Genomic DNA, 23,308 nt, shown 5'->3' on the forward strand with positions numbered 1-23,308 from the left:
AATCTTTATGAGTGACTTTCCACTCATAAAGATTCTTTTTTTGTCGCTACATAGAGAGGGAATCTCGTTAAATATGTGCGGCTCCGTCTACACTTAGTACGGCGCCACTAATAAAAGCTGCTTGATCGGATGCGAGGAACACATACGCATTGGCTATATCTTCGGGCTGACCCAAACGCTTTAATGGGGATTGGTTCTTCATATGTGTTAAGATCTTGTCTGGCATTTTTGCGGTCATCTCGGTTTCAATAAACCCTGGTGCCACTGCGTTTACCCGAATGTTGTATTTTCCAAGTTCCTTTGCCCATGTTTTCGTCATCGTAATGAGTCCGCCTTTTGAAGCAGCATAATTCGATTGACCAAAATTGCCATACAGACCGACGATGGATGCGGCGTTTAGAATAACACCGGATTTCTGTTTTTTCATTTGTTCACTTGCCGCTTGCCCAACAATAAAAGCACCTTTTAAATTTACAGTTAATACGAGGTCCCACTGCTCATCGGTCATTTTTCCTAATGTGGCGTCAGCGGTTACGCCAGCATTGTTAATCACAACGTCAAGCCGCCCGTGCTTATCGATAATGGCTTGTAGTTGTGTCTTAACATTCGTTCGGTCTGCTACATTCATGGTCATGACTTCAGACGTGTGTCCATTTAGCTCTTTTTGCAATTTACGTAAAGGCTCCATCTCTAAATCTGTTAAAATAACAATAGCTTCTTCCTCCAGAAACCGTTTAGCTGTTGCGGCACCGATGCCGCGTGCTGCACCAGTAATAAGCACAACTTTGTTTTTGACAGTCATTATCAATACCCCTTTTCATGTATGTTCACGTTTCATTATGCAAAAATGATGCCAATTATGTAAGCGTTATCTTGAAAGTGGTGAAAACATGGTGGAAAAGAAAAAAATTGAACAAGAAGAGTATAGTCCAGCATTTATCACGATGCTTGAGCGCATGTTTGATCGCATTCCCGTGCCGGTGATTTTATTGCAAAAAAACACGGAAATTGTGATGATCAATCAAAGTTTTGCGGATTTTTTAGGCTATCCCAAAATCGAGATTATCGGTAAACCCGTACTTGAAGTCGATAAATTAAGTCGCTTTCCAGACGTATTAAAGTCAAGAACAGCTGAAATTGCTTGGAAGCATACCTTTGAAAACGGTCGAACCGCAATTGTCCATCGTATTCCAGTTGTTGATGATGAAGAAGAAGTATTGTTTGGATTTGGGTTGCTTTTGTTTCAAGATATGGGGGAAATGATTCGTCTTGTTGAAGAAAACCGAAAATTAGAAGAAGCGTTAAAACATGCCAAGGCGCAGCTGAAAGAATACCAGGGTGCCCGCTATACATGGGGGAATGTTGCAGGGGCAGGAGAACCCATTCGAAATACCATTCATTTAGCAAAAAAAGCAGCGAAGACGAATTCAACTGTTCTGCTTTTAGGGGAAAGTGGAACAGGAAAAGAGTTGTTTGCTCACTCCATTCATAATGAAAGCAAACGCAGCCATTCGCCCTTTATTAAAGTGAACTGTGCGGCCATCCCTAGCGATTTATTAGAGTCAGAATTATTTGGATATGAAGGGGGTTCTTTTTCAGGGGCGAACAAAAAAGGCAAAGCTGGTAAGTTTGAGCTTGCGCACACAGGGACGATCTTTTTAGATGAAATTGGCGAAATGCCGCTAGCGATGCAAGTAAAACTACTACGGGTCTTGCAAGAGAAAGAGGTGGATCGTGTAGGGGGGACGAAATCGATTCCGTTAGATTTGCGTATTATCGCAGCAACAAATCAGCAACTACTTGAACTTGTGAAGCGTGGTGAGTTTCGAGAGGACTTGTACTACCGATTAAACGTACTGCCGATTTTAATTCCTCCTTTAAGAGAGCGGGGCGAAGAGGATTTATCCCTTCTTTCTAATCATCTACTAACGGAAATTGCAAAACGCCTTGAGCGACCCAGTATTCAGTTGTCCAAAGAAGCTTTTGCGTTGTTTGCCCGTTATAGCTGGCCCGGTAATGTACGAGAGCTAGAAAATGTTTTGGAACGAGCGTCTATTTTATCTGAAGATGATCGAATTATGCCTGATGATTTACCGTCCCAATTAACGCAAACGTTTTCAAACACAACGGTTTCTTTAAAAGAGCGGCTTTCAATGCAAGAGAAAGAATGGCTCATTGATTCGTTAGCTGAAGCAAATGGGAATAAACAACTAGCTGCGAAGAAATTAGGGATTAGTCGTACGACTTTATATGAAAAATTAGCAAAGTTTCACATTGAAGTGTAAGGATTTTCGGACAATTGTTCGGATATCCTTACATTTTTTCTCGCGAAATAGAAAATCGTTGCGGGTTTATCATTGGCACAACTTTTGCAATAGGTTTAGTAAGGGAGGGAATGAAATGAATGATCGATTTATTGCATTGCTTTTTGGAACATCGGGGTTAATGTTAATCGCACTGTTATTTAATCTTGTTTGGTTGTATGCAGCTGCGTTTCCAATTGTCATGTTTTCATGGATGTGTTTAGGAGCTATTCGTAACGGAAAAATTGGAAGCGGTTACTTTTTCTCGCTCGTATCGACTTTAGTTATTTGGTTGGGTGGATTTTTGTCCATGGTGTACTTAGATGACACGGTTGTGCCGACGACGTATTTACTCGGTTTTCCTATGCACACATTTATTATGGTGTATGTCGTTTGGTTGCTGCCTTTCTTTTCTGGATCTCTTTTGTACGGTGTATTCTTTGAAAAAGATAGCATGAGCCGGGCAGAATGGGAACATTTTTTGACAGCTTCCAATAAGGGAGGAAAAGCCTCATGACGACAATTATAACGATTATTCTCCTCTATCTTGTTGCCATTTTTGCAATTGGGTTCTGGTCGATGCGGAAAACGAAAACATCGGCTGACTTCTTTATTGCTGGAAAGAGTCTCGGGTTGTTTGTCTCTGCCATTGCGATCTTTGCCACATCATTAAGTGGGTTCTTATTTATTGGCGGTCCAGGCTTAACATACAGTGTGGGTATGGGAGCGCTGTGGTTTACGTTTCCAACAACAATCTCGTTTGCAATGGCTTACTACATTTTAGGGAAGCGAATGCGCTTAATTACAGAAGCAACAGGTGCCATGACGGTAGCAGATGCGGTTTATCATCGTTACAACAGTCGGGTAGCGAGTGGATTGACAGGAGTGGCTACATTAGTTGGGATCGTAGTGTTTTTAGGCACGCAAGTTTTGGCTTTAGGTACGATTATTGCATTTATCTTTAATACATCTGTCGCGTTAGGTGTAGTGGTTGGGATGTTTATCATTGTTGTGTATTCAACGGCTGGTGGAATCATGGCTGGCACATACACAAGTGTTCTTCAAGGGGGGATCATGGCGATTGCTTCAATTGTAATCTTTATTGTCGCCTTACAAGTGGGCGATGGCCTCGTGAATATCCAGTCAACCATTGCGGAAACGCCGTTTGCTGATATGGGGCAACTGATGCCTGAATTTATTGGTCCGTGGGGACTTGTGGCGCCAATACTCGCAATGAGCTGGTTCTTTGCACTCTCAATTGGGATTGTAGGGCAGCCTCATGTTGTTTCAAGACTTTATATGATTCAAGATGTAACCAAATTAAAATGGGGACCTGCACTAGCGGCGGTACCGGCCGTATTAGGTGGTTTACTCTTAATCGGTGTGGGTCTTGTCATGCGCTACCTTGTCGTGACTGGTGAAATTCCACCGCTTGCGAATCCAGATGATGCGGTTCTCGTTTTTGTAGCAGAATACACACCACCTATTTTAGCGGGTCTTGTATTTGCCGGTGTCGCATCCGCTATTATGTCTACCTGCGACTCGTTTATTAATATTGCATCGGCTGCGGTCGTACGCGATTTGCCATTTGCATTTAAACGAACGCTTTCTGATCGAAAGCAACTCGTATATGGGCGTTACGCGGTTGTTGCGATTTCCGTTATTACGGTTATAGCCGTATTGAATTTAGGGGACCAAGGAATTGCGCTCTTAGGCGCTGTAGGTTGGGGGACATTTGCGGCTGCTCTCGCACCAGTATTAGGCATTGGCTTGAATTGGAAAAAAGCGACGAAGCAAGGAGCAATTGCTTCGATCCTTGTGGGACTTATTTTAAGTGTCAGTATTGAAGTTTTAGCTCGCTTAGGTATTTACAGTTTGCCTCATGGAATTTATACGGGGGCCATAGCAATGGTTATTTCTATCCTCGTCTTTATTGGGGTCTCATATGTGACGAAAGCAGAGCCGTTATCAGAAGAAATAGAGAGAGTGATGGATGCATAAGGAGTGATAGGAATGGCAGTAGCAGTTGGAATTGCCGGGCTCGGGTTATATATACCTGAGCATACCGTTGATGCAGCGTACATTTCCGAACAGACAAAGGGTGTCTGGACAGAAGAAGCGGTTCGAACGAAACTAGGAATTCATAAAAAAACGATACCTGGAATTGATGATGGTACACAAGAAATGGGCGTAAAAGCAGCGCAAGACGCATTGCGTGACGGAAAAATTGATGCAACGGAAATTGACCTGATTCTTTGCATCGGTGAAGAGTGGAAAGAGTATCCACTAACAACGTCAGCCATTTATATTCAAGAACAAATCGGAGCAGTTCGCGCATGGGGAATGGATGTTCAGCAACGTTGCTGTTCGTGCATTTCAGCCATAAAGATGGCGAAGGCGATGATGAGTGGTGATGAAACGTTGCAAACCGTTCTAATTGTTGGAGGCTACCGCAATGGAGATCTTGTTGATTATGAAGAGCCTACTTCTTCCATGCTTTATAACTTAAGTACTGGTGGCGGCGCAATCATTTTAAAACGAAACCACCCATTTAACGAGGTGCTTGGTTCCTATGTGATGACAGATGGGACGATGGCAAGAGACGCAGGTGTAGAAATTGGCGGAACGGTACATCCGATCGACGAACATAATTTCCATGAAGCACATCGAACCTTAAAGTTAATGCACCCAGAGCACATGAAAAATCGGCTTAATGATGTTTCAATGAAGAACTGGTTTCTTTGTATCGATAAAGCCTTGACACAGTCAGACCTTACAAGGGACTCCATCGATTACTTAGGGATTCTGCATATGAAGCCTTCCATGCATCGTTATATGCTTGAAGCGTTAGAGCTATCTAGTGAACAAACCACGTATTTAAGTGACTATGGGCATATGGGGCAGATTGATCAAATTCTTTCTTTGAGACTAGGATTACAAGAAGGGAAGATAAAACCGGGAAGCACTGTTGCGCTTGTTGCTGCAGGTATTGGCTATGCATGGGCGGCGTGTGCAATTCGTTGGGGGCCGAGAGGGGAGAAGGTGTAAGATGATTCAAGAACAAATGAGTGCTGTGCAAGATGAGTACCAAAAAAAACGGCTATCAATATCGGAAGCAACAAAGCTAGTAAAAGACGGAGATCATATTGTTTCAGCTATGGCAGCTGCCGAGCCGATTGGGTTTCTATCACAATTGCATATGGCGGCGGAACATGCGAGAAACATAACCGTTTCAACCTGTTTACCAATGCTGAATTACGACTACTTTACAAATGAACGGTATTTTCCCCATTTTAAAATGGAAGGGTGGTTTTATACACCTGCTATTCGAAATATGCAAAGTGTGGGACATGTTTCATATATTCCTAACCATCTCCACTTCGCTGGAACGAAACGACTGGCACATCGGTCGGTGCACATTTTTGCAGGTAGTGCATCAAGAATGGATAAAAACGGTTATCTATCGTTATCGTTAAGTGCAACGTACGAGCGAGAGATGATGGCACAAGCAGATATCGTCCTTTTAGAAGTAAATGAGAACATGCCGCGGACATTTGGCGACACGATTGTGCATATTCGAGATGTGGATTACATCGTCGAACACCATGCACAAATTCCGCAATTTCCTTCACCAGAACCGAATGAAAAAGACAAACTGATTGGTGCAGCAATTGCTACACATATTGAAGATGGTTCAACGCTTCAATTAGGAATTGGTGGGATTCCTAATGCAGTCGCCGCAAACTTAACGCACAAAAAAAATCTCGGTATACACACAGAGATGTTGACTGATGGCATGGTTGACCTTGTAGAAGCGGGTGTCATTACTGGATGCAAAAAAACACTATACCCAAATCGAATGGTTGCTACATTTGCTTTAGGGACAGACAAATTGTATCGCTTTCTAGATGATAATCCAGGTGTATTAATGTTAAATGGAAATTGGGTGAATGATCCAGCTGTTATCGGTCAAAACGAAAAAATGATTTCCATAAATACAACGCTTGAAATCGATTTAACAGGCCAATGCAGTTCTGAATCACTCGGTCACCGACAATATAGTGGAACCGGGGGGCAAACGGATACAGCAGTTGGCGCGCAACGAAGTCCAGGAGGCAAATCATTTATTGCGCTGTACTCAACGGCAATGGTTAAAAATCATGAGACAGGTCACAGAGAGCGAAAATCCAAAATTGTTCCTGCTTTAGCTGAAGGGTCAGCGGTCACGTTATCGAGAAATGATGTTGATTACGTAGTGACCGAATATGGCGCTGTTTCTTTAAGAGGTACGTCTCTAGATGAACGTGTAGAACGCCTCATTTCCATTGCCCATCCAGATTTTCGTGAAACACTTGCTCTAGAAGCAAAGAAAAGAGGGATTGTTCGCTAAACGAAAAGGTCTTCACACAAAAAAGAGAGTATGTAGGGATAAAAGGAATAGTATGCAACCCTTCCAATGTCGACACGTCTAAGTGTAATATTGGAGGGGTTTATTTTGTGTATATTGAAATATAATTTTAATAATATTAGCTTAAATATTGACATATAATTTCAGTAGATTGATAATAAACGTAAATAAATGATGAAGGGACGTGAAAAGCGTTGTTAGATAAATTACAAACCGAATCACGAAATAGACGTTCCATGAAGCTCGATCAAATGAGTCGTTATGACATTTTAAAATTGATGAATGAAGAAGATGCGACTGTTCCTAAGGCCATTGAACGTGAACTTGATCAGATTGAAGCAGCTACCACTCTTGTCATAGATTCTCTTTCTTCTGGTGGTCGACTTATCTATGCAGGAGCAGGAACATCAGGTCGATTAGGTGTGCTAGATGCAGTTGAATGCACGCCGACATTTGATATGCCGGCTGAACGGGTTCAAGGTCTCATTGCTGGAGGCGAGGGAGCTTTTTTGAAAGCGGTTGAAGGCGCAGAAGATCAAAAATCGATAGGTGCAGAAGATTGTCAGCGACTGAACGTCAATCAACACGATACAGTTGTTGCCCTTGCAGCTAGTGGTCGAACTCCTTATGCAATTGGGGTGTTGGAAGAAGCGAATCGTCTTGGTGCCCATACGGTTGCAATTAGTTGTAACAAAGATGCTGAAATGAGTACGTATGCGAGCGTGGCAATTGAAGTTGAAACTGGTCCGGAAGTGTTGACAGGTTCAACAAGATTAAAAGCTGGAACTGCACAAAAGCTTGTCTTGAACATGATCTCAACTGTCTCGATGATTGGCATTGGCAAAGTGTATGAAAACTTAATGGTTGATGTTCAGCCAACGAACGCAAAACTCGTGGAACGTTCGAAGCGAATTGTTGTAGAAGCAACTGGCGCTTCAATCGAGGACGCAGCCACAGCGCTTCAAAAAGCGGATGGTCACGTGAAAACAGCCATTGTGATGCTGTTATTACAGTGTGAGGCTGACGAGGCAAAAGAAAAATTACAGGAAACAGGTGGGTTTATTCGAAAAGCAGTGAACTAAACGAAAAGAAGGTGAATGTCATGAATAAAGACCAACAAATGGCTTCGGACATTTTAAAGCATGTTGGTGGAAAAGAAAATGTTGAAAGCCTAACCAATTGCATGACACGTGTTCGAATTAAAGCGAGAGATGACAATGCAGTAGACAAAGAAGCGTTAAAAAAGATTGATGGGGTAATGGGTGTCGTGGAAGACGATACGTGGCAAATTGTCGTTGGACCAGGCACAGTTAATGTGGTAACAGCGGAAATAAAAAAGCTTGTAGGTGAATCTGAAGAACTTTCGTTTGAAGAGAAAAATGAGCGGGATCTGGCTGCTCGAAAAGAGCGGAATAAAACGCCAGTTAAACAATTTCTAAGACGATTAGGTAATATTTTTATCCCACTTATTCCAGGGCTCGTCGCATCCGGGATTATAAACGGTGTGGCGCAGTTTTTAATTAATTACGGCTACGATACAGCAGACCATACTTGGCTTTTATTAATGACGATACTCGGCGGCGGTTTGTTTACGTACTTAGCGATTTTAGTAGGATGGAATACTGCAAAAGAATTTGGCGGGACGCCAGTATTGGGTGCGATTGCTGGAATGTTTATCTTTAACCCAGCACTAGAACAAGTCACAATCTTTGGCGAACAGCTACAGCCAGGTCGCGGTGGATTGTTTGGTGTGATTTTTGCTGCATGGCTGATGGTTTTCTTTGAGCGTAACATTCGAAAAATTATGCCAAGGTCTATCGATATTATTTTCACATCTCTATTTACAGTCATTATTGTGGGAGCGCTTTCGATTTATGCGGTTATGCCTGTAGCGGGTGTACTGGCAGAAGGGATTACGTCCGGGATAAATTCGGTGCTGTCGTTTGGTGGTCCTCTTGCTGGAGCTGTGATGGCTGGATTTTTCTTACCGCTTGTTATGGTAGGGCTTCATCATGGCTTAACGCCAATTCACTTAGAGTTAATTAATACATTCGAATTTACAACATTATTACCGATTTTGGCAATGGCAGGTGCAGGGCAAGTTGGTGCGGCAATTGCGATTTTTATTAAAACGCGAAATGAACGTTTGCGGAACATCATCAAGGGTGGTCTTCCTGTTGGCTTCTTGGGAATTGGGGAACCACTTTTATATGGCGTTACCTTGCCACTTGGACGTCCGTTTATTACAGCGAGTATGGGAGCGGCAGTTGGTGGAGCCATACAAGCATCTTTCGGGACAGGAGCACTTGGAATTGGCGTATCAGGTTTATCATTAACGCCTCTGATTGCACAAGGGAACTATCTACAGTATTTAATTGGAATTGCTGTCGCTTATTTCTTAGGATTCTTATTTACGTATCTATTTGGCTTCAAAGAAGAGATGGCAAAAGGAATTTAGGAGTGGTCGAGAATGAAGCTCGGTACATCGGTTTATCTTCATGTACCAATTGAAGAACAAATCCCTTATTTAGAAAAACTATATGAGTACGGATTCCGCACACTCTTTACCTCCCTTCACATACCAGAAGACGATGTTAGCCTATATGCAGATCGTCTAAAACAACTGGGGGCGTTCTCGAAGCAAAAAGGGATTAAGCTTGTATGTGATGTTTCGCCTCAATCGATGGATCACTTGAACCTTTCGTGGTCCGAAGCAGGAACATTAACAGATTGGGGCGTAACGGGACTTAGAATTGATTACGGAATTGATGCGGAAACAGTTGCGCATCTCGCTATGTCATTTGACGTTGTCTTAAATGCAAGTACCATTAAACCATTGGATCTAAAAACGTTTGAAGACGTAGGGGTACCCCTTAAACATGTGGAAGCATGGCATAATTTTTATCCACGACCTGAGACAGGATTAGGCAGAGAAGTGCTTAAAGAAATGACTGAAATACTTAGGCAAGCAGGAGTCACATCAATGGCGTTTATTCCTGGTGATAAAAAACGTGGTCCTCTTTACGAAGGGTTGCCAACGCTTGAAGAACATCGGAGCTGGAGCCCATTTGCTGCGTGGCTGGATTTTTATCAACAAAAAACCGTCGAAACCGTTCTTGTCGGTGATCCGGAGTTAGGTGAACAGAGTTTACGGCAGTTTCAGCTGTTCTTTGAAAAAAGGGTCATTCTACTCCGGGCAAAAGCATTTCAGCCTTCTCCACCAGAAATTGTTGAACACGGGAATCGGCCTGATGAGGCTAGGGATGTTATTCGGTCTGTTCAATCAAGAGGAATGGCAAAGAAGAACCAAATGTACATTGAGCCGTCTCATACGGTGGCTCGTCCAATTGGAAGTGTCACGATTGATAATGAGCGCTATGGTCGTTATCAAGGCGAGATTCAATTAACGAAACAAAATTTGAGCGCCGATCATCGAGTAAACGTGTTGGGAAGAATCATAGCGGAAGACCGTCCCCTTCTTCAACAAATAAAAGGGAATCAATTGTTTACAATTGAATGGGTAGAGATGAAGATTGAACCAGGCATCACTTGAGTGTGACTGGTTCTTTTTTGTGATTTTGCAACCTTCCAGCGCTTCATCTTGTATGTTACATTAAGAGAAAAAAGGGGGGACGAATAATGAATAGTTTTAAGCATACGATGATTGCTTTAGTTGCAATGTGTATGGTGCTTCTGTTTTCCGCTTCAAGCTTTAGCAGACGCCACAGTTGTTAATTAAGCTATTTTTTTCATTAGCTTAAATCTAGATAGCTGCAAACGACACATATTTTATTTATTACATAAGCACAGTGGATGAGGTATAAGGACAATTGATAGTAAGCGCAGCATTTGATGCCATTGATCGTTTAGGTCCATAAGGCTATCATTTTTCATTTTTATTGATGCAAGAAAAGATGAAGTTTACTTAAATTATATGCCTAGCGAGGAAGCAGAAGAGTTAGTTAAAATGAACGAGATACGAGAGCATAAAATTAATTAATTTTTTAAAGGAATGAATTTCATAAGTCCTAACCCTTGTCTCCCAAGGTTTTCAAACAACGAAAAAAGGAGTACCTCCCCAAATCGTCGAATGAGTTAAGTACGATCAAAACTCTCAGACTGGAGGAAGACTCCCTATGGCTATTATACGACAAGAAAGTCTATTTGACCTGCACGATTTATATGAGTTAGAACCCACCCATCGATTTGATGATGTTTTTTCGGCAATCGACATCAGTCCCATCCTATTTATGGTGTCCAAAAAGCTTATTACGGAGCGCCTGTGCGTCTGAATTATGCGGCCATGATTCACGCCTTATTGATTCGTATTCTTGAACGAATTCCAACCATAAAAGATTTGGTCCATCGCTTACGAAATGACCTTAAGTTTCATCTGGACTGTGGCTTTTTGGTGTCAGATTCGGTTCCTTCAGAAGCTTCTTTTTCTCGCATGGTAACGAAAATCCAACAAACCGATGTGCTTGACTCCATCCAAACGGATATCCTTGTTCAAGCATTTACGGAAGGGTTTCTCACAGACGACACGGTGGCAATCGATGAGACCCATATTGAAGCGCGCGATCGGGCGCCATCCAAGCAGGAGAAGGCAAAAAAACAACCAAAAAGACGAGGGCGTAAACCCAAAGCTGAAAGAAGCTTGGCTTCAAGCACAAGCAGAAAAAGAAGCCGCTTAGCCAATCTATGAAAAAACGATTGAAGCCCAGCTCGATGAACCTTTTGAAAGGTTACGGAAGGAAATGCCTGTTGATCCAAAGTGGGCAATTAAGAAAAACAGTGAAGGAAAGAATGTTTTTTGGTTTGGTTATAAAAGCCATCTTGCGGTTGGTACAACGAGTCAATACATCATTCAATCCCTTTTCTCTTCTGGTAATCTAAATGATGGGAAAGCTGCCATTCCCTTATTAAAAGGGATCGCCAAACGCCTGCCATTCATGACAATCACGTATTACACGATGGACGCGGGTTATGACGCACCAGCCATATACGAGCAGGTACATCGGCAAAATGCACGATTAGTGGTGGCCTATAATCGACGAAATGAACCAGAACGAATCGGTTTCGATTCGCATTTCGCTCCGACGTGTGTTCGTGAACATTCGTACCGATACGATAGTTATGATCCTAGCTATGAAACCATTAAATATAGACGACCACGAGAATCCACAACCTGCCCGCTGAATCAGGATTCTCTTTGCCAAAAAGTCTATAAAATCAAAGTGACGAACGACTTGCGCAAATACAGTGCGCCGGCACGAGGGTCAAACGCCTGGAAAATCATTTATAAACGTCGAACCGCTGTGGAACGCGTCATCGCTTACCTGAAAGAATTCTTTCAATTGAACAACATCCGCTATCGAACAGGAAAACGAGCCAAGCTTCATGTCGATTTTGCACAAATCATCTACAACGGGGCCAAACTTGCATGTGACCGTCTAAATGCGCGTCTTTTTAAGCACGTGGCTTAACGTTTTTTAATCGCCGTTTTTTACAAGGGGATTCTCTACCCCTTTTTAGAAGGAAGACTTATGAAATTGATTCAGATATAAAATAAAAAAAATTAAAACTAACGTAATTTACAGAATAATGTTATTATGATTAAGTGCTTTATATAAAAGGAGGAACTACATATGAAAAAAGTAATATTTCTAAGTTTTTGTTCAGTTGTTGGAGCAAGTTTATTTTTAGCTAGTGGAGATGCAAAAGCGCATCATGATGGTAGTGATCAGGAACAGATAATGTCCGCCGAATTTAATTATGATACTGGCGAATACATCTTTTCTTATGAAGGAGAAAACCCTATTATTGGAGATGGAATTGGTTTACAATCCCACAATCCTAACGCTGGTGGTGGCACGTGGTACCATGGATTTAACGGTATTAAGGATCATTTTTCTAGATATGATCACAAAAGTTGGATTCACCGCGCTTCCACAAGTAATTCTCGACACACGGATAGAGGACCATGGTTAGGTAAAAATGGCGGTTTTTCAAATTCAAAAATCGCTCAATCTGCTACAGGAAATAAAGCTTATTGGGATATTTCAGTAGACGGTAATATACCTCGTTAAACTAATAAATGATCTAAAATCAAAGTGAACGCTTAGAAGTTAAGCGTTCACTTTGATATGAAGGGGAATATAGTATTGAAAAGAATTAATATTGTTTATTTATTGCTATTCATGTTAACAGTTTTTTTTTCGTTCGATTTTGCTACTAAATTACTAGCAACAAATTTTCTTTATGAAGATAAACAAGAATTCATCCTTAGTCTATATTCAGAAGTAGAGGATAATAGAGAGGATTTAGTAGATATATTAATAGATTTTTCAATAAATGAGAATGTCGATATATCTCAGTATACATATCTTAATGATAATACAATGCATATATATTCTACTAACATAGAGGTGAACTCTTCAGTAGAATTATTAAATGGTTCGTTTCCGTATGATTCAAACTATATTTCAAATGAAATTAGCCACAATAAAGAAGCGCAAGTAGGAAATATTTTATTTCCTTTTACTGCAGACTATTTAAGATTTTATAACTTCGATGAGGTTCAAAACGTTGGCCTTTCAAATCAATTCTATATTTCAAACGGCTCACAAGAAATTAAACAAAAATTATCAAAAACTCTCAATGAGTTTGGACAAGTTGAAATTAATGACATAGAAATAAATAAAGCTTATTTTATTAATTACACTCTCATTTTGTTGGTCATCTTTTCTTTTCTAGTCTTTTCAATCGTTCAATTTTCTTTTATTATTTCAACCAAAAAACATATGTACCTTTTCAAAATTTGGGGATATTCACCTTTAAAGTCACATTTAATCCTTTTTAAACCATTCTATAAATTACAGTTATCGTTACTGTTAGTATCTTCTGTAACTGTTATTGTTGTGCTTTTACTAACTCAACAATTAGCTTTTCTATCTTATTATTTGTTGTTTCTATTTATTGTTTGGTTTACTTTAGTAATATTACCAACCCCGCTTTCAATTTTTGGTTTAACACTAATATATAGGAATCAGGATGACAATATCAATATAAAAGAGACGATTCCTTTTAAGAACTATAATGCCGCATCGTTAATATTAAAAACTTTTGCAACTACAGCATTTTTATTTCTTTTTACTGTAACTGTTATGAAAACTCATGAAATACAAGAAGCTGTTACAGACGATCAATATTGGGATAAAACTGAAGATATATATCGTATAACTGCGCAATTACCAGTGGGGGGATCATTAGCGTCAGAAAGTAAGTTAAACGATAAATTACTTGATTTATATAATGAGCTGAATAAAGAGATGGAAGCGTTTCTTATCTATGCGAACAATTTTCAAGATGTCTCAGACAATAGCGATAAAAATTATTTATATGAATTAAATCATGAACAAGGTAGACCAAATGTGTTACCAAGCGGTCGATCCATTATTATTGACGAGAACTATTTAAAAGTAAACCCAATATTTGCAGTTAATGAAATTCCTATAAATGATCAAATAAATCGTGAAGATACCACATTAAACGTTCTCGTTCCTGAAAAATACCAAGAAATAGAAGATATAATCGAACAAGCGTATTTAGAAGAATTTTATTTTAGTAGTGTTGAAGTAGATAATATATATAATGAATCACTTGGTGTGGTCTTAAATGATACTGCTATCGAGGATTTAGCTATAAACATAATATATGTAAAAGATAATCAAAGCTATTTTACATATAATAGTCAAATCAGTGACTATGAAAATAGACACTTTATAAATGATCCAGTTTCAATTTTACTAGATGGTGAATATAATTCTTCTGCTATCGCTGCATTTATGACTACAAGCGTGTTTTATCATAATGATTCTCAAGGTGAGGCATTTAACAAAATGGAGCCTTTTTTAAAAGAAACAAATACGAAACCCTTTATCAATGAAGTTAGATCAGTTTACCAAGAGAGAAGCGAAGAAATTATTCAAATGCAAAGAGATCTAACAAATTTAATGATCGGTTTAATGATGGTAATCATTTCTATTTTGATTTTTTTGTTTATATTTACTTGGACATATTTCCAGCAAAACTCTTATAAGATTACAATATATTATCTTTTTGGTTTTTCTTATTGGGATAGGCATAAATTTATTTTAGGAAGCATGATCTTTGCAAATATACTGGCAGCAGTTTTAATATTTGTTATTTATTCCTCACAATATTTTATTTTCATTTATGCCGCTGTTTTAATACTATTAGAGTTAATTATTCTAAATTTCTTATTTTCAAGGTTAACTCGCAAACAAGTTCTAAAAACAATAAAGAACGATTTAAATTAAACTACAAGGAGTTAAAGATATGCTTTCAGCTTTAGTAAAGTCAATATTAATAATGATAATCTTTTGTTTTTCATTGATTGTCCATAGGTTACTTATTAGATTTAATTTATTATTAGAAAGTCAATGGTGGTTTTGGGGAAGCTTAGTGGGTGTTTTTTTTATTTTATTATTTCTGTCGTTACTTATTTTCAGCAGACCTAAGGCATGAGCGAGAGGAGTAGTTGTAGATGATTTCTATGAACAGTATTCATAAATCTTATAGAAATAAAAAGATATTTAGTGATTACGATTTAAGTGTAGAAGATGGTGAATTCATATGCATAATGGGGAGAAGTGGATCAGGTAAGACAACTCTACTTAATCTACTGAGTATTATAGACAAACCAGACAGTGGTGATATAAAGATTTTAGGATATAAAAATCCACAAAAAAAAATATTAAGAGGTTTAAGGAGAGACCATTTCGGATTCGTCTTTCAAAATTATGTGTTGCTAAATGATAAGACACTATACCAGAACTTGTTGATCTCAAGACCAAATTTCAAGTCGAAGGTTAAATTAGAATCCGAATTCTCAAAAGCACTGGAAAGGGTTCAACTTGATAGTTCACTTCTTCATAGACCCGTATATGAATTAAGTGGTGGTGAACAACAACGGCTTGCAATAGCTAGAGTTCTATTAAAACCATTTAGTATAATTTTTGCAGATGAGCCTACAGGAAATTTAGATGATGTAAATAAACAAATTATTTTTGATTTGTTTAGGGAGATTCAGGAACGAGGAAAGACTATTGTTTGTGTTACACATGACGAATCTTTTGCAGAGCAATCGAACAGAATCGTAAGGATATAGGATATAATTCAATCGATGTTCATCGATGCTTATCTAAACAGAGACGTTTCCGGTGTTATCTAACTTTGGATAACACCTTTATTATTTTTCGAATAGAGTCCATATAATTGTGTGAAAGAATACATATGACTAGCCCAATCCGGTACAGTATTTTTTACACCACTAAAAACATACCAGAAGGCAAATCATATGAACCAAATGCTGTTTAAAATAAAAAATGAAGAGATATGAAGCTAATTGATACATCTGTAAATGACCAAACTGCTGAGTGGTTAGCGTGGTGAAGTATCTAGTTTCGGCTGTGGCTCTAGAGTTAGTGGTCGGAGAGGCGGATTAAGCTTCCGACGAAAAGGTGGCGGGAGAAAATTTAAAAATGGAGGAGTCCAAAATAAATTTCCCCCTTTTACCATTCTCCGTAACACGGTTTAAACAGATTGGCTGTTTTTAAATGATCGTCCTTCTCTGTTATAGTAAACGTATGGAAGCTAGTAAAATGAATAACCTAGGAGATGCAATGATCTAGTGGAAAGTAGGATGATACACATGAATATTTATATAAGTGATTCAGCGGCAAAGTGGTTCAAGGATGATTTTGCAATGGGTGAAAATGATAAAATTAAATTTTTCTCAAAAGTATACGGTTCAAGTCCTGTTCAGGAAAATTTCGCGTTAGGGTTCATGGCTGAAGATGCGCCGAATAAGATCGCAGTAAAAACAGAAGTAAACGGCGTTGAGTTTTTTGTGGAAGATGACGATGTCTGGTTTTTTGATGGGCATGATTTGTATGTGGACTACAACGAAGCTGAAGATGAACTAACGTTTGATTATAAGAAATAAGAGGCGAAGTGGGATGATGGCATCATTCCACTTTTATTTTTTCTATCTAGAGAGGGAGGGACTTAACAGATGACTGATTATATTAAAGATATTCGCGCGCTGAAGTAATCGTCATTTTCATGAATGATAACAGCAAAATCGTATGTAACATTCGTCTTATTAAATCAATCGTACGGATCAATTTGGAGTTATGAAATTGACTCAAATTAAATTTTGTAAAGGCGGCCAAATAAAAAACCAAATATGCATAGTAATGAAGCAGCGATGCCTTTTTCTAAGGTGTCGGCTGCTTTTTTTGTTCTAGAAACCATTTTATGGATTGCTAAAATAGATCGTTCGCGTATAATTGATAATGAAAATCATTATCGATCTTGGAGGGAAATAGTGTGAAGACAGCAAGTACATTACTATCGGTGGTAGCAATTGGATTATTGGCAGCTTGTGGAGGCAGTGAATCGAGTTCAGAAGAAACGAATCAAACGAGTGAAGGGGGGATCACGGTTTCAGACATACACGGTGAACAAACGTTTGAAACGGTACCTGAAAAAGCGGTCGTACTTGACTGGATATTTGCGGAAAATCTTTTGTCGTTTGGAATTGAACCAACTGGAATGGCTGAAATTGAATCGTATCAGGAATGGGTTGATATCGGATCAGACGGTTTAAGCGATACGGTAGATGTCGGCTCTCGCTCTGAACCAAATCTAGAAGCGATTGCACAATTAGAACCAGATGTTATCTATGCAATTGATTTTAGAGCAGATGCGATGATGGAAGAGCTAGAGAAAATTGCACCGGTTCTCGTGTACAATCCATATCCAGAAGAAGAATTAGGGTTAACCCAGTATGACGAGATGGAAGAGACCTATTTAGAAATGGCGAAATTATTTGATAAGACGGATGAAGCGAATGATGTGTTAGCTGATTTGGAAACGACATATGAAGAAGCGGAACAAGCTTTATCTGAGATTGATTTAGAGTCAAGAGAGTTTGTGCTTACGATGGCTTATAGTGATAATCAAGCACCAGCTTTTCGAATTTCAACGCCGAATGCCCTTGCTGTTGAAGTGCTAGAACGAATGGGGTTAGAAAACGTATACGATACGGGCACGTTTGAACCGTATGGCTTTTCAACGGTAGGGGTAGAAGAGTTCACAAAAGTAGAGGATGCCAACCTTCTTCATATTGTTCAAGGGGACGACAATGTGTTTGAGAATCAATTGCAAGATAACTCGGTTTGGAATGATCTAACGTTTACGAAGGAAGGTCGTGTCTATGCGTTGGGTGGGGATACTTGGCCTTACGGTGGCCCTTTATCAGCTGAAAAACTTGTACACCGCACGTTAGAAGTGTTAGATCAGTAAAGATGACTGGACGTAAGCTTCATAAGAGTAAATCTTTGCTTTCCTTTTTGCTTGGTAGTTTGGCTCTATGCCTATTATCAATCATCCACCTTACGCAGGGCCAAGCAGATGTCACAATGGTTGATTTGTTTTCAAGCTGGGATCAAAGAACCGAAGCCATTATGGGCGTCCGCCTGCCGCGGGTCATCATTGGGATTTTGGCAGGAGGCTGTTTGGCAATGGCTGGGCTCGTCCTACAAACAATGACAAGAAACCCGCTCGCTTCAGCAGGAACGTTAGGGATTAATGCAGGTGCATATTTGTTTGTTGTGATCGGTGCGCTGTTTTTTCCGGGAATGAACACGTCTTTTCTTTTTTCTTTTTTAGGCGCTTGTTTTGCCGCCTTTCTCGTGTTTATGCTTGCAGGAAAAACGATGTCACCAGTCCGGGTTGTATTGACCGGTATGATTATTACTCTATTATTTGGTGCGTTAACGAGTAGTCTTCAACTCATGTATGAACAAGAATCCAATGGCTTATTTTTATGGGGCGCGGGTACACTTATGCAAAATGATTGGTCAGGCGTCACTTTTATCTGGCCATTTGCTCTCATATTAGGGGGACTGGCGCTTTTTACAGGGAAATCGTTCGATCTTGTCCACCTCGGAGATGAAGCTGCAAAAGGATTAGGTTTACCTTTAGGGTTGGTGAAAACGTGGGGATGGGCATTAGGTATTCTTCTTGCTGCTGCTACAGTCAGTGTCGTGGGACCGATTGGTTTTATCGGGTTAATGGCACCGCACCTTGTTCGGTTGATGGGCGTTCGTGGTCATCGTCTTCAGTTCATCCATTCCTTTTTGTGGGGAGCGGTCATTCTAATTGCAGCTGATGTGCTCTCGAGAATGATTTCTCCTAACAGTGAACTGCCAGTTGGAGCGATGACGGCTTTTATTGGTAGTCCTTGGTTAATGTATTTGGCATATAAAGCAGCAAAGAAGATGAGAAGCGATAAGCAAAGATTAAATAGCGCAAAAAAAGCAGGTCATCCTATCTTGGTGACGGCCGTTCTTCTATGTCTTTCAGCCATTGTCGGCTTTATCTCCATTTCTTTTGGAGGTGGCCAGTTTACAAGCATGCAAGAGATGTTTTCAGGTAAAATGTTTGATCATGTAACGGTCCAGTTTCGTTGGCCAAGGGTGCTCGTATCATTTTTGGTTGGAGCGTTGTTGGCGTTATGTGGTGCTTTGCTCCAAAATGTGTTAAAGAACCCGTTAGGAGATCCATCCATTATCGGAATTACGTCTGGAGGTGGAGCGGGAGCCCTTTTAATCTTGGTAGTATTCCCATCTCTTCCCTTTTTCTTTCTACCATTAGGCGCTTTAACAGGTTCGGTTATCGCTGTGTTAATCGTGATAGTTGCAACGCGACGATCAGGATTTGAACCGATTTCTTTAGCGTTGATGGGGGTAGCAGTTTCTGCGATGGCGTCTGGTGTTATTCAAATCCTAACGGTGAAGGCAAGCTTAAGTGTTTCTCCAGCGCTCGTTTGGTTGGCAGGTACTACCTATAGTTCAACGTGGAATCATGTCTATTGGTTGCTGTTGATGCTTTTTATACTTGTTCCGCTCACGTTCCTAATTTGCAAGCACTTAAATGTACTCGCTTTTTCAAATGAGGTGTCAATTTCTCTAGGATTAAAGGTAAAGAACTATCGACTTTTGTCCATTGCAATTGCCGTTCTAATTGGAGCGATCTGCGTATCAATTGTAGGGGCAATTGGATTTATCGGTCTTCTCGCTCCCCACGCAGCGCGAGCTTTAGTAGGCTCAGCGTTTCAAAGAGTCATTCCAGTTGCGATGATGATTGGCGGAACGCTTTTAATTCTTGCGGATTTTCTAAGTCGGTTTATGATGTATCCGACGGAAATACCTTCTGGTTTACTCATTGCATTAGTCGGTGCACCTTACATTTTATATGTCATGAGAAAGCTTTAGTCTTACCCATTCAATGTTTTCTACAGGTCACGCTTAGGTGTGGCCTTTTCATGTGAATTCACTTAAAATCACACGCGACATCAATAGATTCATGAAGATTTGTTTTTTTCTGTGAACCACGTACCAGTGCGTTTTGTTGCAGCTGGCCAAAATGAGCATTACCACGTGCCTATTCTACTATCTCCGTGGGGGTATTAAATCTATCGAGGTAGTTCATAAGATAAGAATGAGTCAATAATAATTTGAAGACGATTGAGCGTATTTAGGGAAATGGCTAAGTCCGTGCCCGTGACAACGAAGACACCGTGAGGGCAAGTGATAACGTAGCGCAAACGGATGTCGCGCTTGTGCCTGTGATGAAATCGTTCGCCATTCTAAAATGAAGAACCGCTTTTCAAGATAATAGTCATTCGAATGCAAAAAAGATACGTGCATCTCCTTTAAGAAACGAGACAGCTCTCACCCTTTGCATTAAAATAGAAGAAACGAATGAAAGGGTGTTCATAAAATGCGCTATTTATCTTTAACGTCATGGAGTTTAAATCGGTTATTAGGACCTCTTTATTGGAATGAGTGGGACGACAAGAATCAAACAATAACAACTGTTTTTGAAGAACAACCACAAATACATACCTTAATAGAAATGCCACAATTGTTAGCCAATCATGGTTTTCATGCAATGGAGATTATCCATCCTCACTTTCCTTCTACAGATGTAGACTACCTTCATGAATTACGGACAGCTTTTGAAAATGCGAATATCCGCCTTCATTCTATTTTAATCGATTATGGGGACATTAGTACGAGCAATCGTGCGAGGCAAACAGCCGATTACGCTTTTTTAAAAGAGTGGGTGACTATCGCTGCAACAGTTGGCGCAAAGTATGTTCGAATTATAGGAGGAGAAGCAAGGTCGGATGATCAAGAAGGTCTAGAACTGGCGACGGCGCAACTCGCTTCTTTAGTAAATGATGCCAAGCAAAAAGGAGTAGGGATTTTAACCGAAAACTTTAAATCGTTAACAGAAACGGCGGAGAACTGCGTATATTTAAAAAAACATACTGGCATTGACGGACTCATTACAGACTTTGGAAACTTTACAGGTGCGACAAAAGTACAGTCGATTCAACAAACCATTCCTCATAGTAAATCTATCCACGTTAAAGCACTAGAGAATGAGGATGGGACGATTAATCAAGCTGAACTCAAGGGGAATCTTGATGTAGCGAAGGAAATGAACTACGAGGGTCCTATAACCATTGTGTACGATGGCCCAGACGATATGTGGGCTGGTATTAATAGGGTAAAAGAAATTGTAAAAGCGTATATCTAGGTATGGAGACCTTTGCTATAAGAAGCAGAGGTCTTTTTTTCGATGAATGAAGCGTATGTACGATAGTGATTCATACATTGTTATGCTAAAATGGTACATTATTAAAGAAAGGATGAGAAAATTTATTTTCTGACTATTTTAATTACATAATAAATGCAAAGGTGGTCTTGGAATGGAAGAAACGCCCTCTTTTTATTCACTTAGTGAAACAGCTGTTACTGTGAATCTAGGTAGCGTGGTGAGTCCAACTGTACAAGCTCGTGTTCAGCAGTTGCTTATGGATCTTGATAACGATCCCTTTCAAGGGTATCAAGAATCTGTTCCAAGTTATATTGGACTAACGGTTTTCTATGAACCTATGAAAATTTTTGGGGAAGAGCGGGATGCTGCAAGTGAAGTCATCTCCATTTTAAAAAGACGCGTCAAACAAATAAAGGATCAGATGAACGCTTCTAACGGAAAACATGTCACGATCCCGGTTTGTTACGACCGTGACTATGGGCTCGACTTAGACGATGTAGCGAAAAGGAATGGATTAACCCGAGACGAAGTCATCCACATTCACACATCGGGTGATTATCTTGTTTATATGATAGGGTTTGCGCCTGGTTTTCCGTTTTTAGGTGGAATGGATGAACGAATTGCAACCCCGAGGCATGCGCAGCCGAGAACAGAAATTTCAGCGGGGTCAGTTGGGATTGCAGGAGGGCAAACAGGGGTTTACCCTTTTACCACACCTGGTGGCTGGCAGCTTATCGGGCAAACGCCGCTCACTCTTTTTTCCGCAAATCGAGAGGTTCCGAGCTTATTACAAGCTGGAGACCGTGTGACATTCAAGGAGATATCAAAAGAGGAATTTTTGCAAATGAAAGTAGGCAAACAATGAGTTTATATATCGAAGAAGGTGGGCTATTCACAACCGTCCAAGATTTAGGTAGAAAAGGTTACCTCCACCAAGGTGTGGTCGAGAGTGGTGCAATGGATCGTGCGGCGGCCCGAAATGCCAATCTTGCAGTTGCGAATGAAGAGGATGCCGCAGTCCTTGAAATGACGCTTATTGGTCCTAGTATCACATTTCAAACAACAATGCTCATTTGTATGGTAGGTGATGGAATGACTCCGTATCTTGACGGCATACCTTGCTCAACTAGCTACCCTTATATGGTGCCTGCTGGAACCGTGCTCACATTTAAGGCGAAAAAAGCAGGGATGCGTACGTATTTGGCCATTGCTGGCGGTATTGATGTCCCAGTTGTCATGAACAGTAGGAGCACCTATATGCGAGCCGAAATTGGTGGGTATGAAGGGAGGAATTTGCGTAAAGGGGATTGTCTTGCAATTGGACAACCTCATCCATTCGTTCAACCAATGATTGATAACATGAAGTACGAAAAAAAAGGTTGGAGAGCAAATTGGCATATTCAATCTCCTGTTACGGAAGCAATGGAAGCGAACAGGCATGTCATCCGAGCTTTAACAGGTACGCATTTTGACCGTCTGAATGAAGAAAGTCAGCAGCAGTTATTTGAATCGTCCTTTACTGTGAAAAATCAATCAGATCGTATGGGCTATCGTCTACAGACAGAGTCATCCATTGCATTTAAGGAATCATTCAGCCTCTTATCGGAAGCTGTTGCCCTTGGTACCGTTCAAGTGCCCCCAGATGGGCAGCCGATCATTTTAATGGCAGATCGCCAAACGACAGGAGGGTATCCTCGTGCACTTCAAGTTGCTTCTGTTGAGATAAGCAAGCTTGCCCAACTTCGTCCTGGTCAATCGTTTACGTTTTCGCTCATTACGCTAGCGGAGGCAGAGAGCCTATATAGAGAGTATGAAAAAGCGATACAGATACGAAAAAGAGGCTTGTTATTAAAATGGGAGCAAGCTAATTAAAGGA

Annotated in this window: 19 protein-coding genes and 1 pseudogene; 19 read left to right on the forward strand and 1 reads right to left on the reverse strand. The window is 40.2% G+C overall.

Annotated elements, in window-relative coordinates:
• Window positions 1–67 precede the first annotated feature (67 nt).
• A complete protein-coding gene (fabG, locus tag ABC361_RS01550; protein ID WP_413072343.1) occupies window positions 68–802 on the reverse strand; it encodes a 3-oxoacyl-ACP reductase FabG in 735 nt (244 codons plus the stop codon).
• An 88-nt stretch (window positions 803–890) separates the two neighbouring features.
• Between fabG and ABC361_RS01555 the strand changes: the two genes are divergently transcribed.
• The 19 genes and pseudogenes from ABC361_RS01555 to ABC361_RS01645 all read left to right on the forward strand — a co-directional run bounded on the left by ABC361_RS01555 (window position 891) and on the right by ABC361_RS01645 (window position 23,304).
• Window positions 891–2,285 carry a sigma-54 interaction domain-containing protein gene (locus ABC361_RS01555; protein WP_413072344.1) on the forward strand — a complete coding sequence of 465 codons (1,395 nt, stop codon included), beginning with the start codon at window positions 891–893 and terminating at the stop codon, window positions 2,283–2,285.
• 115 nt (window positions 2,286–2,400) lie between these two features.
• Entirely contained in the window at window positions 2,401–2,820 is a 420-nt protein-coding gene (locus ABC361_RS01560) for a hypothetical protein (protein ID WP_413072345.1), read from the forward strand.
• A complete protein-coding gene (locus ABC361_RS01565) occupies window positions 2,817–4,304 on the forward strand; it encodes a sodium:solute symporter family transporter (protein WP_413072346.1) in 1,488 nt (495 codons plus the stop codon). Before ABC361_RS01560 ends, ABC361_RS01565 begins: the two co-directional genes overlap by 4 nt.
• 12 nt (window positions 4,305–4,316) lie before the next feature.
• Entirely contained in the window at window positions 4,317–5,351 is a 1,035-nt protein-coding gene (locus tag ABC361_RS01570) for a 3-oxoacyl-ACP synthase (protein ID WP_413072347.1), read from the forward strand.
• A gap of 1 nt (window position 5,352) precedes the next feature.
• Window positions 5,353–6,693, forward strand: coding sequence for an acetyl-CoA hydrolase/transferase family protein (locus ABC361_RS01575; protein ID WP_413072348.1), 1,341 nt, complete (start codon window positions 5,353–5,355; stop codon window positions 6,691–6,693).
• 212 nt (window positions 6,694–6,905) lie between these two features.
• Window positions 6,906–7,793, forward strand: coding sequence for an N-acetylmuramic acid 6-phosphate etherase (gene murQ, locus ABC361_RS01580; protein ID WP_413072349.1), 888 nt, complete (start codon window positions 6,906–6,908; stop codon window positions 7,791–7,793).
• Between the two features lie 20 nt (window positions 7,794–7,813).
• A complete protein-coding gene (locus ABC361_RS01585; protein WP_413072350.1) occupies window positions 7,814–9,169 on the forward strand; it encodes a PTS transporter subunit EIIC in 1,356 nt (451 codons plus the stop codon).
• Window positions 9,170–9,181: 12 nt separating this feature from the next.
• Entirely contained in the window at window positions 9,182–10,264 is a 1,083-nt protein-coding gene (locus ABC361_RS01590) for a DUF871 domain-containing protein (RefSeq protein WP_413072351.1), read from the forward strand.
• A 583-nt stretch (window positions 10,265–10,847) separates the two neighbouring features.
• Window positions 10,848–12,197, forward strand: a pseudogene (locus tag ABC361_RS01595) (transposase).
• Between the two features lie 162 nt (window positions 12,198–12,359).
• Window positions 12,360–12,800, forward strand: a complete 441-nt coding sequence (locus tag ABC361_RS01600; RefSeq protein ID WP_255224436.1) for a lactococcin 972 family bacteriocin — start codon at window positions 12,360–12,362, stop codon at window positions 12,798–12,800.
• A 75-nt stretch (window positions 12,801–12,875) separates the two neighbouring features.
• Window positions 12,876–15,053 (forward strand): DUF1430 domain-containing protein, encoded by a 2,178-nt coding sequence (locus ABC361_RS01605; protein WP_255224437.1) that lies wholly within the window; start codon window positions 12,876–12,878, stop codon window positions 15,051–15,053.
• A 227-nt stretch (window positions 15,054–15,280) separates the two neighbouring features.
• Entirely contained in the window at window positions 15,281–15,904 is a 624-nt protein-coding gene (locus ABC361_RS01610; RefSeq protein WP_255224438.1) for an ABC transporter ATP-binding protein, read from the forward strand.
• Between the two features lie 543 nt (window positions 15,905–16,447).
• The gene (locus tag ABC361_RS01615; protein WP_255224439.1) at window positions 16,448–16,741 is read left to right on the forward strand and encodes a HesB/YadR/YfhF family protein; all 294 of its coding nucleotides are present in this window, start codon (window positions 16,448–16,450) and stop codon (window positions 16,739–16,741) included.
• A gap of 386 nt (window positions 16,742–17,127) precedes the next feature.
• Window positions 17,128–18,105 (forward strand): ABC transporter substrate-binding protein, encoded by a 978-nt coding sequence (locus ABC361_RS01620; protein WP_413072352.1) that lies wholly within the window; start codon window positions 17,128–17,130, stop codon window positions 18,103–18,105.
• Window positions 18,106–18,140: 35 nt separating this feature from the next.
• Window positions 18,141–20,078 carry an iron ABC transporter permease gene (locus ABC361_RS01625; protein ID WP_413072353.1) on the forward strand — a complete coding sequence of 646 codons (1,938 nt, stop codon included), beginning with the start codon at window positions 18,141–18,143 and terminating at the stop codon, window positions 20,076–20,078.
• A 126-nt stretch (window positions 20,079–20,204) separates the two neighbouring features.
• A complete protein-coding gene (locus ABC361_RS01630) occupies window positions 20,205–20,276 on the forward strand; it encodes a hydroxyisourate hydrolase (protein WP_413075698.1) in 72 nt (23 codons plus the stop codon).
• 310 nt (window positions 20,277–20,586) lie between these two features.
• Window positions 20,587–21,411 (forward strand): sugar phosphate isomerase/epimerase family protein, encoded by an 825-nt coding sequence (locus tag ABC361_RS01635; RefSeq protein ID WP_413072354.1) that lies wholly within the window; start codon window positions 20,587–20,589, stop codon window positions 21,409–21,411.
• Window positions 21,412–21,583: 172 nt separating this feature from the next.
• Window positions 21,584–22,297: a 5-oxoprolinase subunit PxpB gene (gene pxpB / locus ABC361_RS01640; RefSeq protein WP_413072355.1), complete on the forward strand. Its 714-nt coding sequence runs from the start codon at window positions 21,584–21,586 to the stop codon at window positions 22,295–22,297.
• Window positions 22,294–23,304, forward strand: coding sequence for a 5-oxoprolinase subunit C family protein (locus ABC361_RS01645; RefSeq protein ID WP_413072356.1), 1,011 nt, complete (start codon window positions 22,294–22,296; stop codon window positions 23,302–23,304). Before pxpB ends, ABC361_RS01645 begins: the two co-directional genes overlap by 4 nt.
• Window positions 23,305–23,308: the final 4 nt, after the last annotated feature.

It is taken from the genome of Shouchella phoenicis (assembly GCF_047238345.1).
GTDB lineage: Bacteria > Bacillota > Bacilli > Bacillales > Bacillaceae_D > Shouchella.

Coding starts and splice junctions, on each gene's coding strand:
- fabG (WP_413072343.1), bottom strand. CDS start 802: ATGACTGTCAAAAACAAAGTTGTGCTTATTACTGGTGCAGCACGCGGC.
- ABC361_RS01555 (WP_413072344.1), top strand. CDS start 891: ATGGTGGAAAAGAAAAAAATTGAACAAGAAGAGTATAGTCCAGCATTT.
- ABC361_RS01560 (WP_413072345.1), top strand. CDS start 2,401: ATGAATGATCGATTTATTGCATTGCTTTTTGGAACATCGGGGTTAATG.
- ABC361_RS01565 (WP_413072346.1), top strand. CDS start 2,817: ATGACGACAATTATAACGATTATTCTCCTCTATCTTGTTGCCATTTTT.
- ABC361_RS01570 (WP_413072347.1), top strand. CDS start 4,317: ATGGCAGTAGCAGTTGGAATTGCCGGGCTCGGGTTATATATACCTGAG.
- ABC361_RS01575 (WP_413072348.1), top strand. CDS start 5,353: ATGATTCAAGAACAAATGAGTGCTGTGCAAGATGAGTACCAAAAAAAA.
- ABC361_RS01585 (WP_413072350.1), top strand. CDS start 7,814: ATGAATAAAGACCAACAAATGGCTTCGGACATTTTAAAGCATGTTGGT.
- ABC361_RS01590 (WP_413072351.1), top strand. CDS start 9,182: ATGAAGCTCGGTACATCGGTTTATCTTCATGTACCAATTGAAGAACAA.
- ABC361_RS01600 (WP_255224436.1), top strand. CDS start 12,360: ATGAAAAAAGTAATATTTCTAAGTTTTTGTTCAGTTGTTGGAGCAAGT.
- ABC361_RS01610 (WP_255224438.1), top strand. CDS start 15,281: ATGATTTCTATGAACAGTATTCATAAATCTTATAGAAATAAAAAGATA.
- ABC361_RS01615 (WP_255224439.1), top strand. CDS start 16,448: ATGAATATTTATATAAGTGATTCAGCGGCAAAGTGGTTCAAGGATGAT.
- ABC361_RS01635 (WP_413072354.1), top strand. CDS start 20,587: ATGCGCTATTTATCTTTAACGTCATGGAGTTTAAATCGGTTATTAGGA.
- pxpB (WP_413072355.1), top strand. CDS start 21,584: ATGGAAGAAACGCCCTCTTTTTATTCACTTAGTGAAACAGCTGTTACT.
- ABC361_RS01645 (WP_413072356.1), top strand. CDS start 22,294: ATGAGTTTATATATCGAAGAAGGTGGGCTATTCACAACCGTCCAAGAT.